Annotated in this window: 9 protein-coding genes; 3 read left to right on the top strand and 6 right to left on the bottom strand. The window is 58.6% G+C overall.

Annotation, left to right across the window (positions count from 1 at the left end):
* Positions 1 to 60: 60 nt before the first annotated feature.
* On the top strand, positions 61 to 4548 hold the full coding sequence (locus GLP52_RS13490; protein ID WP_237273570.1) for a hypothetical protein: 4488 nt from the start codon (positions 61 to 63) through the stop codon (positions 4546 to 4548).
* 31 nt (positions 4549 to 4579) lie between these two features.
* Complete coding sequence (locus tag GLP52_RS13495; RefSeq protein ID WP_237273571.1) at positions 4580 to 5824, top strand: hypothetical protein; 1245 nt, start codon at positions 4580 to 4582, stop codon at positions 5822 to 5824.
* 84 nt (positions 5825 to 5908) lie between these two features.
* On the opposite strand, the gene pnp is transcribed toward GLP52_RS13495, so the two are convergent.
* The 3 genes from pnp to rpsO all read right to left on the bottom strand — a co-directional run bounded on the left by pnp (position 5909) and on the right by rpsO (position 9106).
* A complete protein-coding gene (gene pnp / locus GLP52_RS13500) occupies positions 5909 to 8044 on the bottom strand; it encodes a polyribonucleotide nucleotidyltransferase (protein WP_237271103.1) in 2136 nt (711 codons plus the stop codon).
* Between the two features lie 215 nt (positions 8045 to 8259).
* Positions 8260 to 8733 carry a GNAT family N-acetyltransferase gene (locus GLP52_RS13505; protein WP_093731949.1) on the bottom strand — a complete coding sequence of 158 codons (474 nt, stop codon included), beginning with the start codon at positions 8731 to 8733 and terminating at the stop codon, positions 8260 to 8262.
* A gap of 103 nt (positions 8734 to 8836) precedes the next feature.
* Positions 8837 to 9106 (bottom strand): 30S ribosomal protein S15, encoded by a 270-nt coding sequence (gene rpsO, locus GLP52_RS13510; RefSeq protein ID WP_093731948.1) that lies wholly within the window; start codon positions 9104 to 9106, stop codon positions 8837 to 8839.
* 280 nt (positions 9107 to 9386) lie between these two features.
* Here rpsO and GLP52_RS13515 point away from each other — a divergent pair, with 280 nt between their 5' ends.
* The gene (locus GLP52_RS13515) at positions 9387 to 10601 is read left to right on the top strand and encodes an IS256 family transposase (RefSeq protein ID WP_237273572.1); all 1215 of its coding nucleotides are present in this window, start codon (positions 9387 to 9389) and stop codon (positions 10599 to 10601) included.
* A gap of 42 nt (positions 10602 to 10643) precedes the next feature.
* On the opposite strand, the gene GLP52_RS13520 is transcribed toward GLP52_RS13515, so the two are convergent.
* From GLP52_RS13520 to truB, 3 genes are all read right to left on the bottom strand, one after another.
* Positions 10644 to 11651: a calcium-binding protein gene (locus tag GLP52_RS13520; protein WP_237271105.1), complete on the bottom strand. Its 1008-nt coding sequence runs from the start codon at positions 11649 to 11651 to the stop codon at positions 10644 to 10646.
* 62 nt (positions 11652 to 11713) lie between these two features.
* Positions 11714 to 12223: a DUF1643 domain-containing protein gene (locus tag GLP52_RS13525; protein WP_237271106.1), complete on the bottom strand. Its 510-nt coding sequence runs from the start codon at positions 12221 to 12223 to the stop codon at positions 11714 to 11716.
* Positions 12220 to 13137, bottom strand: coding sequence for a tRNA pseudouridine(55) synthase TruB (gene truB, locus GLP52_RS13530; RefSeq protein ID WP_237271107.1), 918 nt, complete (start codon positions 13135 to 13137; stop codon positions 12220 to 12222). The genes GLP52_RS13525 and truB overlap by 4 nt, the downstream gene beginning before the upstream one ends.
* Between the last annotated feature and the right edge of the window lie 59 nt (positions 13138 to 13196).

Consider the following 13196-nt stretch of genomic DNA (forward strand, 5'->3'; position numbering starts at 1 on the left):
CCCCCCTCGCTCCGGGGGGCCGCATTTCCTCTTAACAAAGATAAAACAGGGTTAGATCAAATGGGCCACACTGTTCACAAAACCGCTCTGCGCATGATGTCGTGTTTCTGGACCGTCGCGCTGGTGATCTGCCTCCTGCCACAGGGTGCCGCTGCCAAGCAGGTCCCTGCGGGAACCTTTATCCGCAACGTCGCGCAGACGATCTATTTTAACGAAGCGCTGGGCATCATCGAAACGGTTTATTCGAATGCCGTCGATGCCAAGGTCGCCGCAGTGCCCGCGCTGGATGTAACCGGATACTCTGAATTGTTGCTGACCCGCGGCGCGATGGCCCAATACTACTTCGAGGTCACCAATATCGGAAATGTGCCGCTGAACACCAACATGTCCATGAGCCACCAGGCCGGGGCGGCGATGATGAACGACACGCGTCTTGTCCACGATGCGAACGCGAATGGGCGCATCGACAATGGCGAGGCCACGATGAACTCCGGCGCGCCGATGTATATGGATGTGGGCGACACCGCTCAGCTTATCTACGAATTCCGCACCTCGTTTCATGCCACGCCTACCACGCTGATGCAGTCGGTGTTGTCAGTGTCGGCCACCAGTGCCACGGGCACCGCCACGCGCAATACCACGCGCAGCGCCAGCCGTCGGATACTGTCGGGCGCAGCAATTGGTAAAACCACCATCGTAGGCAGCACGCTTGAACTGCAAAAGGAACAGAGCGTTCGCGAGACGGAGGACGAGACACAGCTGACTTACACGCTGCGCCTGCGCAACGATTCTGACGGGGACGTGCTGGCCTATGGTGACGTGCATGGGGCGCAGATCCGCATCGACGGGGCGAGTGTCACCGGGGTTCTGCTGCGCGACGAGATCCCGTTGAACGCCCGTTTTCACAGCATCACCGATCCTAGCGCCATGGTTGCACTGTACCACGCAGCGGGCGACGCGCGTCATGACTACCGGACCACGCGCCCTGCTGGCGAAGTCGACGCAGTAGCGTTCTTTCACGAGGGTGACTACGAGGTCGGCTTAGCCCGCGACCCCGCCTTTATGGTGAGCGCGCCCATGGGACTGGGCGATATAGAGGTCGCCAACACTGCCCGTAGCTTTATGAAAATGGAAGATCGCACTGTCGATATCGACTCTAACACGACCGTTTATCGCCGCGATACCTCGGGTACGGGCACCTTGCGATTTGAACACCCCGAAACCGCAGAGGACCAGCCTTATGCAGTGCCCAACAGCGATACGCGGCTTCGTCTTACCGCGGGTGCTTGCAACGACACAATGTCGGTGGACCGTGCGATCGTCACCCTGCGTAGCTTTTTGACCGGAGACGTAGAGCGTGTGACCGCGACCGAAACAGAGCCTAACAGCGGCATTTTCCTCACGCCGGCCGTACCCATGGCGCGGATGGACATGCCAGCGTCCGGTGACAATGTCGTTGCAACCACGGATGGGGACCGCCTGATCGCCACCGCTGATTGCGCCGACGCCGCGCTGGAAGATCATTTGCTGATCACACCGGGTAACTTCTTGTTCAACTCCCTGACAAACGAGCCGATTGGTGATGTGACCATTGCGCTGATGGATATGAACACGGGCGCTGAAATGGCGCGTCGCATGACCGATGCTCGCGGCTTCTTCAGCTTCGGGGAGATGCCTGCCGGTGAGTTCCAGTTTGCGGTCATGAACGCCCCTGAATGGGACGTGCCTTCCGTGCGTGCTGATTTTGCGGGCTTTAACCGTCGCGTTGCCAGCGCCGGTTTCATGGCGAGCTTCCGTCATAGCGGCGGTATGCTGGCGGTATCGGATATCCCTGCGGATCCACATTACAGCCTGCCCCTCACACTCGCAAAGCAGGCAGACAAAGACACGGTCGGCGCAGGCGAGTTCGTCGTCTATACCCTGAATTTCTCTAATAACATGGACCAGGCGCTGATCGGTGCGGAAATCCTGGATCGCCCGCCTTATGGCAGCCAATTGGTTGCAGGCTCAGTGACCTTCAACGGTGACCCTATCGACGACCTCACCATCGATGCATCGGGTGATATGACCTATGCCTTGGGGCCGCTTGCACCGCTCTCGAGCCATGAGGTGAGCTATGTCATGCAGTTCACTGCAGCCGCCCGCGAAGGCCGCAACGAGAACACAGCGGTGCTGACCGGACGTCAGGCCGGCACCGGGACTGTGATCCAGTCCCAGACCGCCCGCGCAATGGTCAAGCTGAACAACAGCGGTGGCGTCTTCGCGCGCGAAGCCACTGTCATCGGGTCGGTCTTCCTGGATTGCGACAAAGACGGTATTCGCGGCGACCACACAGAGCCAGGCATCCCCGGCGTGCGTATCGTGACGCAAGAAGGCCTGTCGGTCGTGACTGATATGGATGGTAAATACTCTTTGTTCGGTCTGCGCCCTGTCACCCATGCGTTCCTGGTGCAGCAAGAGACCCTCCCCGTAGGCACCGAAGTGACCGTAACACGCACCAACGATCTGCTGCGCGGTGGTTCGCGGTTGATCCCCTTGCGCAAGGGGGAACTGCGTGCCGAACATTTTGCTGTGCGCGACTGCACCGCCGAAGCAATGGCCGAAGTTGCGCAGCGGCAGAAACATTTCGAACAGCAGCCCCAGTCCAATGCACTGACGGCGGCCGATCTGCCCATCGAAGGCCAGCGTGCGCCCGTGCGTTCCGTGCGCAGCGAAGCCGGCGTGGCGACGACCACCCAGCTGACACCGCGCCTGATGCAGCGGTTGGACGAAAGTCGCGCGGCGAACTCTGTTGCTGAAAAGGCGACTGGCAGGGCGAAGCGCCAATCGCTTGAGCTGCTGATCAAGACCCTCGACGACGCATCTGGTTTTATTGACCTGACCGACGGGCAGACGCTAGACCGCCGCACCCAAAGTGTACGGGTCAAAGGTAAGGGCGACCTGTCGCGGGGCCTGCTGGTGAACGGACGCGAGCTAAGCAGTGACCGTGTGGGCGAGCGTACGAGCTTTGAGAAAAACAACACGCAAGCGCTGGATTTCGTGGCGGTAAAGCTGAACGCGGGGAAAAACACCCTGACACTGGTTGGTCGTGACGGGTTCGGCATCGAACGTGCGCGCCAGCAGATCACAGTTATTGCCCCCGGCAAACCCGCAAAATTCGAGGTGATCTTGCCCGCCACCGCACCTGCATCGCCGACCGATGTGATCCCGGTTTTGGTGCGTGTTCTGGATGCTCGTGGCCTGCTTGTGCCTACCTCGGGCACCATAACGCTAAGCGCAAAGTTGGCTCTGTGGGACGTGACAGACATCCGCGACGGTACCCCCGGCGTGCAGGTCTATCTTGACAACGGCGAGGCGACATTCGGGCTGATCCCGCCACAGGTTGCCGGCACGGACCGTATCACTATCAGCGGTGCCTTTGGTCGCGCCGAAGAAACCATCACCTTCACACCTGATCTGGACCAACGCATCATGGTTGGCGTGATCGAAGGGGCTGTGGCCTTGGGCGGTGCGCAGGGTGAACTGCTGGACGCGGACCGCTTTAGCTCTTTCGAAGATACCACCACCGGTCTGCGCGGCGAAGTGTATCTGAAGGGCGTGATCTCGGGCGATGCGCTGTTAACCTTGCGCTATAGCTCGGACCGCGACACCGAAGATCGCCTGTTCCGCGACATCCGCGGTGATGAATTTTATCCGGTCTATGGCGACAATTCCGAACGCGGCTTTGACGCACAATCCTCCGAAAACCTGTACGTTAAGGTTGAAAAAGGGCGTTCCTACATCCTCTACGGTGACATCGCGATCGAACCCGAGGCCAGCGCGCTCAAGCTTGACGGTATGCGGCGCGTAGTGACCGGTGCCAAGGCACATTGGGAAAACGACAAGGTCGGCGTAACCCTGTTTGGTGCCCGCACCGCCCAAGAGCAGCGCGTGCAGGAATTCGCTGGGCGGGGTGTTTCCGGCCCCTACGATCTGGATCTGGACGGTTATGTTCAAGGCTCCGAACGGGTCGAACTGCTGGTGCGTGATGAAGAAGGTGGTGATGTGATCTCGGCCACCGCACTGCGCCGTGGCAGCGATTACCTGCTTGATTTCTTCGGTAACTCGATCACCTTTGACAATGCCGTGCGCCAGTTCGACGGTCAGGGCAATCCTGTGTCGGTGCGCGTGACCTACGAAGTGGACGTGGAAGGGGCCGACCGCTACTGGCTCTATGGCGGGGAGGTGAACGTCGCGTTGACCGACCGCACAACCGTTGGTGCGCGTATCGTTCATGCGGACGCCGAACGGGGCAATACCGCCCGCGAGCGGCTGCACTCTGCCTATATCCGCCACGAGGGCACGCAGGGTGGCGTATGGGAAGCCGAAGCCGCACGCTCAGAAGATGCAAACGGTATATCGGATACCGCCTACCGCCTGTCCTATGACATCCGCAAGGAAACCGGTCACTTCAACTTTGAAATGGTGCATACAGGGGGAAAAATTTGCCTCGCGCGGTGGTCTGGCGCTGCCCGGAACCACCCGTACACGGCTGAACTACGGTTTTGAAATCGACGGGACCAGCGACTTTGTTCTCGGTGTGGACTATGTACGTGACCGCACCTCTGACATAGAGCGTCTGACTGTCGATGCCGTCTATGCCAAAGAGTTCAGCACAAATCTCAAGGGCTACATCGGGCTGGAGTACCGCCTGGATCACACTGCGACCTCCAAAAAGGCCCATCCCGGTTTGATCCTTGGTGGCCGCTGGACCCCGGCGAACCGCCCCGGCACCGTCATCACCGCAGAGCTGCGTCATCCCTTTGGCGGCTCTGACCGTCCGACGGAGTTGACCTTGGGTATGTACCGCGAGCCCGTTCCCGGCTGGCGTGCCTATAGTGAGGCCGAAATGGCCTTCGGTGACGACACTATGACCACACACGCCAAGCTTGGTTTCTCCTACGACCTGAATGACTGGCTGCGCGGAAGCACGGATTTCGTCAAAGGCTTGGGGTCTTCGGACACCATGTTTACCCAAGCAATGATGGGCAAATGGGCGATGAACGGGAACACGACTTTCAGCTTCGGAATCGAACATTCCCGCAGCATGGAAACCGACGATCACCGTCTAACCAGCGTAGCGCTCGGCGCGAAATGGGGCTCCAGCGCACAAAGCTGGGTGGGGGATGCCGATGCGGACACAACGTTCGAAGACACCGGAAATACCCATTATGCGAGCTTCGGTATCGCAGGTAAGATCACGCCGGACTTCACAATGTTAGGCCGCACCCGCGTCGCCTTGGACAAGCGCGAAGGGCGTGATCACCGCCGCATCCGGTCGCGCGCCGGTATTGCCTATCGCCCGGTCCACGATCCACGTCTTGAAGTGCTGGCATGGTACGAGCACCGCATCGAGCAGCGCGAGACCAAGTCGGTAACCCATATGTGGTCGGTCGATGGAGCGTATGAAATGGATGCCGATCTGCGCTTGAACGCCAAATACGCGGGCCAGTCGCAACGGTTGACGACATCGGGCGGCATCTCTGCCCGGGCTCTGACCCAGTTGCTTCAGGCCGGCTTTAACTACGAATTCGGCAACAACCGGTTCCAGATTGGCATGAACGCCGCGCATCTGTGGGACAATCAAGGCAATACGACCAACGGCATCGGTGCAGAGATCGGCTTTGCCCCGACCAAGGGTGCGCTGATCGCCTTGGGCTATAACCACGCGACGCGCAAGTCCTCCCTGCGCAGCGACCTGTATCAGGAGGGGCTCTACCTTCGGTTCAAACTACTGCTCGACAACTCCCTTTGGGATCGTCTGGACGGCTTTATGGAGGGATAAACGGTAAACACGTATCGTAGACAGGATACAAAAAAGCCCCGGCATTACTGCCGGGGCTTTCTGTATTCAGAACGAGGAGGATGATTACTCTTCGCTGCCTTCTTCTTTTTTGATCTCTTCGCCGGTTTCCTGATCGACAACTTTCATCGACAGGCGCACTTTGCCGCGATCGTCAAAGCCAAGCAGCTTTACTTTCACTTCCTGACCTTCCTTCAGAACATCCGAAGGGTGGTTCAGGCGGCGGTTTTCGATCTGGGATACGTGGACCAGACCGTCGCGCTTGCCAAAGAAGTTCACGAAGGCACCGAAATCAACGATCTTGACCACGGTACCGGTGTAAACCGCACCTTCTTCAGGCTCGGCCACGATGGACCAGATCATGTCGTAGGCTTTCTTGATCGAGTCGCCGTTTGGCGATGCGATCTTGATGATGCCCTCGTCGTTGATGTCGACCTTCGCGCCGGACACTTCAACGATCTCGCGGATCACTTTACCGCCGGACCCGATAACTTCACGGATCTTGTCGGTTGGGATCTGCATCGTTTCAATGCGTGGTGCGTGGACCGAGAATTCGCCCGCGCCGGAAATGGCTTTGTTCATCTCGCCAAGGATGTGAACGCGGCCAGCCTTGGCCTGTGCCAGAGCTTTTTCCATGATCTCGGGCGTGATGCCGGCGATCTTGATGTCCATCTGCAGCGATGTGATGCCCGCTTCGGTACCGGCAACCTTAAAGTCCATATCGCCAAGGTGGTCTTCGTCACCCAGGATGTCGGACAGGATCGCATAGGAGCCGTCTTCTTCGAGGATCAGACCCATAGCAACACCAGCAACCGGTGATTTCAACGGCACGCCTGCGTCCATCATGGACAAGGAGCCACCGCAAACCGACGCCATTGAGCTCGAGCCGTTCGATTCAGTGATCTCGGACACAACGCGGATGGTGTAGGGGAAGTCGGTGGACGCAGGCAGAACCGCCTGCAACGCGCGCCATGCCAACTTGCCGTGACCGATTTCGCGACGACCAGGGCCCGAAACGCGGCCAACTTCACCAACCGAGTAGGGCGGGAAGTTATAGTGCAGCATGAAGTTGGATTTGAAATTGCCGTGCAGCGCATCAATGAACTGTTCGTCGTCACCGGTGCCCAACGTGGTCACAACCAGACCCTGCGTTTCGCCACGTGTAAACAGCGACGACCCGTGGGTACGGGGCAGGATGCCGGTTTCAGCCACGATATCGCGGATCTCGTCGGTCTTGCGACCGTCAATACGCGTACCGGTTTTAACAACGTCACCGCGCAGGATGGACGCTTCGAGGCCTTTCAACGCGGAACCAAGGTTCGCATCGTCTTTTTGCTCGTCGGTCAGGGCTGCTTTGATTGTCTCGCGTGCGGCGGCAACCGCGGCTGTGCGCTCTTGCTTGTCTGCGATTGCAAACGCGGCGCGCATAGCGTCCTCGCCAGCGGATTTGACAGCTGCGGACAGGTCCGAATAGTCAACCGGCTGGAAATCAAACGGCTCTTTCGCGGTGTCTTCGGCCAGATCGATGATCAGGTCGATGACCGGCTGGATCTGCTCGTGCGCGAATTTCACCGCACCTAGCATTTCTTCTTCCGACAGCTCGTAGGCTTCGGATTCAACCATCATCACCGCGTCTTTGGTGCCAGCGACAACCAGATCAAGACGTTGATCAGGATTCAGGCGCAGGTCCTGCATGTCGTCAACAGTTGGGTTCAGAACGTAATCGCCACCTTCAAAACCAACGCGGCAGGCAGCAATCGGACCACGGAACGGCGCGCCGGAAATGGTCAGCGCGGCCGAGGCGGCGATCATCGCGACCATATCGGGATCGTTAACCAGGTCGTGCGACAGAACGGTACACATCACCAGAACTTCGTTTTTGAAGCCGGGAACGAACAGCGGGCGGATCGGACGGTCGATCAAACGGGCTGTCAGGGTTTCTTTCTCGGTGGGGCGGGCCTCACGCTTGAAGAAGCCACCCGGCACTTTACCGGCGGCATAGTATTTCTCTTGGTAGTGTACGGTCAGCGGAAAGAAGTCCTGACCGGGTTTTTGCTGGCGTGCAAAGGTGACGTTCGCCATGACGCTGGTTTCGCCCAGTGTCGCGATCACCGAACCGTCTGCTTGACGGGCCACTTTGCCAGTTTCCAGTGTCAGCGTTTCTTCGCCCCACTGCATGGATTTTTTCGTTACATTAAACATCTACGTTTCCTGTTTCGGCCCGGATCGGGCCATTTGCGTAGAGGGCATATTCCCCCTGACTCCGGTATCTTCTTTGTCGGGCGCTGGAGTCCGGGCGCCGGCTTTCAGATTGTGCGGCCATACAGCAGTTTCGATGCGATGGGAAGGGAAGCGTTGACCCCTGCACGCGGCCCTGCTGGCCACAGCGGGCAAGCCGCAGCAGAGTGGCGAGGGGATCAGCCTGGCAAGGGCTTGAACATCTTGTAGTTTTGCAAGGTGACCCCGCCTTTGGTGACGATATTGGGGGTCTCGACGGTCCAGCCCATGCGCGTGAAAAACGGCTTTGCCATTTCGCTGGCAAAGGTCCGAAGACGTCGCGCGCCGAATGTGCGGGCACGGTCTTCGATGGCAAAATACACAGTGCGCCCCACGCCCGTGCCCATATGATCGGGATGCACAAAGGCCAGATCGATCAGCCCCTCGCGGTCAAGGGTCATGAACCCTGCCATACGGTTGTCTATCAAGGCCACGATACCCGAGACGTTGTCAAACCGCCCTCGCCATGTGGCGGGTGCAGGCGCTTTCCCGGCCCACGCGATGCGTTGTTCGACCGAATACACATCCGCCGTGCCCTGATGCACCGCAGCAAAGAAAAGCAGCGCGGCGGCGTCGGTATCTTGCGGGGTGAGGTCGCGCAGGTTGATTGGCATGGGCCCTCCTTTTGGCAAACATCACTAAAGCACAGAGGTAAACGAAAAAACCGCCCCCTGTTGCCAGGGAGCGGTTTTCATCGTTGTGGCGGTGCAGCGCGGGTTAGCGGCGCAGGCCCAAACGTTTGATCAGGTCCTGATAACGCGCGTCATCTTTACCTTTGACATAGTCCAGCAGCTTGCGGCGTGTCGCAACCATTTTCAAAAGGCCACGGCGACCGTGGTTGTCTTTCTTGTGGGTTTTGAAGTGCTCGGTCAGCGTTGCGATGCGCGAGGACAGAATGGCAACCTGTACTTCGGGCGAACCGGTGTCGCCTTCTGTGGTGCCGAATTCTTTCATGACGCGTGCTTTTTCTTCTGGCGTAATCGACATCGGGGTCTCCTTTTCGAAAGGTTAAAGTGATGGCACAGGCCGGGATGTCGTCCAGCGCAGGCCCATGGAGTATCCCCCCGCTGACAGGAATCAACGGGCGATGGGGGCGTATAGGAAAGTTTCGCCCTCTTGGCAAAGGATTATTGTCCGGTCGAAGTGTACCCCGCATTGAGGAGGCGCGGGCAGGGGCGCGCAGTCATAGTTTTCATCCGCGCGTGAGAGTGTCCGATCTTCTGTGTAACTGCGATCTGGTCCATGCTTCCTGAGAGGAGCAAGGACGATGACCATATCCGAGGAACTGCTGGACGAACTACTGAAGGGCTGCGAGCGGCCTGAAGACCTGCTTGGCGATGCCGGTCTAATGAAAGAGCTCAAGATCAAGCTGATGGAGCGAATGCTCGGTGCTGAGTTGACGTCACATTTGGGCTATGAAGACGGCAAGGATGCCCCGCCTGATCAGACCAACCGTCGCAACGGGTCATCCGCCAAGAGATTGAAGGGGCAAGACGGCGAACTGCCTATCGCTGTGCCACGGGACCGGGACGGTAGCTTCGAACCTGAACTGGTGAAGAAGGGTCAGACCCGCATTGATGGGATGGATGACAAGATCATTGGCCTCTACGCAGCCGGTCTGACGGTCCGCGATATCCGTGCTCATCTTGAGGACGTCTATGGCCTGCAAGTTTCGCCAGACTTGATCAGCCGCGTGACCGATGCGGTGCTGGATGAGGTTCGGGAATGGCAGTCCCGGGCGCTGGACCGGATGTATCCCATCGTCATTTTTGACGCTCTACGGGTCAAAATCCGTGACGCCGATAGCCGCATGGTCAAGAACAAAGCCGTCTACGTGGCCCTTGGCGTCAGCAAGGATGGCGTGCGCGAGGTTCTCGGTCTTTGGATCGCTGACAACGAGGGCGCCAAATTTTGGCTCTCCGTGATGACAGAGCTTAAGAACCGTGGGCTGCAAGACATCCTGATTGCGGTCGTAGACGGTCTCAAGGGCTTCCCTGATGCCATCACAGCAGCCTTTCCGGACGCGACCGTGCAAACGTGCATTGTCCATCTCGTGCGCCACTCGTTGAACTTCTGTGCCTGGAAAGATCGCAAGGAAGTGGCCGCTGATCTACGGCGGATTTACAGCGCCCCTACAGCCGATCAAGCTGGTTTGGAGTTGGATGCCTTCGAGGAAAAATGGGCCGGAAAATATGCCTCCATCGCACCGGCCTGGCGCAGGGCTTGGCAGGAAGTGATCCCGTTCTTTGCTTTTGATCCCGCCATCCGAAAGATCATCTACACCACCAACGCAATTGAAAGCTTGAACCGTGTAATCCGCAAATCGATTAAGACGCGGGGATCGTTCCCGACCGAAGGCGCAGCCACGAAGCTGATCTACTTGGCGATCCGCAAGTTTGAGAAAGGCGGCCGAAATGTTCGAGAATGGTTTGCGGCCCGCAATCATTTCGCCATAATGTTTGAGGATCGCTTCAATGCGTGACTGTATCTAAAACCCGCATGGGCCAGACCAGATACACAAAGTTCATGACACTCCCCCGCGCGTCAGCCCCGCAGCCAAGGCCGAGCTGAGCGGAATAAGCGACAGATCGGCAGGCATCAGAAGCTGATCCGACTGCACCATCGCCACGACCGTCCCGTCCATCGAAATCAGGTGAGAGTGGCTATCGTCCGGGTCCGGTTCTACCGACACATTTGGCGCTATTGCGGTTGCATCGCTGTCGTCCCAGACCAGCAACAGGCTGTCATCTACGATGTCGAAAGCACGAATGTCGACGATGCCGTCGGGGCTGACCCAATCACCGAGGATCACGTCATCGCGCCCGTCACCCGGGGTCACCGTGTCGTTGGATCCAGCAAGGATCACATCATCACCCCCACCGCCATTCAGATAATCACCTTCGTCGGTATCGCTGATGCGCGCGTCTTGGGGGTCTTGGTCAACGATACCGTTGATCGTATCGTTCCCCCACCCGCCAAACAGCGCATCGCCGCCGCGCCCACCTGTCAGCACATCGTCCCCAAGCCCGCCCATCAGAGCGTCGGCACCACTGTTGCCATACAGCCAGTCCTGCCCGGCAGAGCCATTCAGCGTATCTTGGCCCGCCCCACCTTGCAGTACATCATCATCATTGTGGCCGGTAAGCCTATCTGCCGCTTCGGCACCTGCTAGCACATCGTCGCCGTCATTGCCGTGCAGGTCATCATCCCCCGAACCGCCGATCAATGTGTCGTCGCCGTTGTCCCCAAAGAGAGTGTCATCGCCGCCCGCTGCCTGCACAAGATCGTCGCCGTCATAGGCCGCGACATGATCGTTGCCGGCAGATCCGGTGATCAAGTCGCCCTCAGGTGTGCCAGAGATGAGTTGGACCGTGGAGGTATCTTCATCGAGATCGGAGTCTTCTTCTTCCTCCTCCTCGACACTGATGTCGATAAAGGCGGCGGCCCCGACGGTGATCAGCCCCATTAACCCTGCAAGAAATAGCATCTGAAAATCCGCCTCTAATGCCCGCAAAATAGCAGGCGTACTCATGAAGAAACCCCGGTTCCCAAGGGTCGCATCAAAAGCATAGACGTAAAAAAGTTAAGTCGACGCTAAGACTTCCACACAATCGGCACCTGAGTATAGCGGATGTACAAAGGATGCTTCGGGTGCCCGTCCTTTGACAGGCCCAGATGGTACACCGGCCTGTCGCTGCCCAAAAGCAGATCTTGCACCTCAGGCCCGCGCCCAAGGTGTGCCCCGTGGGTGCCCCAAGCTGCAATGACCTGTTCGGCCCACAGGATGCTTTCTTTTAATATTAGGTCGTTATCCGGTCCAATGGGGGCTTGAGCCTGGCGCATCAGCTTTGGGCTGGTCTCGCGCCAAGCAAAAATATTGGTGACGCGAAAGCCCCCGAACCCCAAGGCGCGGGCGCGTCGCTCGCAACGCTCGACCGTAGGATCATTCTCAATTTCTGTCGCTTTTGACGGATTTAGCATCACAAACAGCACCCGCCCCGCATCGGGATTCCACACGCGGGTCAGGCTGTAGCGGTATTTTTCGCAATCCGAGTAGACAGCCGTCGAGGGTGCATCACCCTTGGTATGGCTGCGTGTGATCACGCAAGGGTCGGCTGATTGAACACGCGGGACGGATGAAGCTCTCCGGCTTTAAACCGCCCAACGGCAATCGCGCGGCCCTCGAACGATGCCCAAACCTCATCGCCGTATTCGACGTTGTGGGCGATCACCATGCCGGGGTTCCCGTTGCGCAGACGTGTGGCCCCCTCAGCGGTGGCCTTGACCTCGGGCAGATCCTGAAGCCCCTGTTCCAGCGGCAACAGATGTGCATCCAAGGCGTCAGTGCGGGCAATTTCTTCGATTTGCGCCAGGGTCAGCCCCTCGGACGCTTCAAACGGGCCAGACCAGATGCGACGCAAGTCGCGCACGTGCCCCAGACATCCCAAGGCCTGCCCCAGATCGCGCGCGATCGAACGGACATAGCCGCCTTTGCCGCACACCATCTCAAGCGTCACGTGATCAGCGTCGGGACGGTCCACCAGCAACAGCTGTTCGACAAAAAGCGGGCGGGCTGCCAGTTCCATGGTTTCGCCTTCGCGCGCCAGCTTATAGGCCCGCTGGCCGTCGATCTTGACGGCGGAAAACTGCGGCGGCACCTGCTGGATATCACCGATAAACTTGCCCAAAGCGTCCTTGATGGCATCGTCGTCAGGGCGCAGATCAGAGGTCGCGATCACTTCGCCCTCGGCGTCATCGGTATTCGTCGCAATGCCTAGACGCACTGTGAACTCATAGGCTTTCAGCGCATCCGTGATGAAAGGTACGGTCTTCGTTGCCTCGCCAAGCGCGATCGCCAGAACGCCGGTCGCCTCGGGGTCGAGCGTCCCCGCATGGCCCGCTTTGTTTGCGTTCAACGCCCAACGGACCTTGTTCACCACGGTGGTAGAGGTCGGTCCGGCAGGCTTGTCCACCACCAACCACCCCGAAATATCCCGTCCCTTGCGCCTGCGACCCATATCAAATGCCCTTAATTGATTTACCGGCCTCCTATCAAAGGTCCGGCGAGATTGCCCAG

This window comes from Sulfitobacter sp. M22 (genome assembly GCF_021736025.1).
Classification (GTDB): Bacteria; Pseudomonadota; Alphaproteobacteria; order Rhodobacterales; family Rhodobacteraceae; genus Sulfitobacter; species Sulfitobacter litoralis.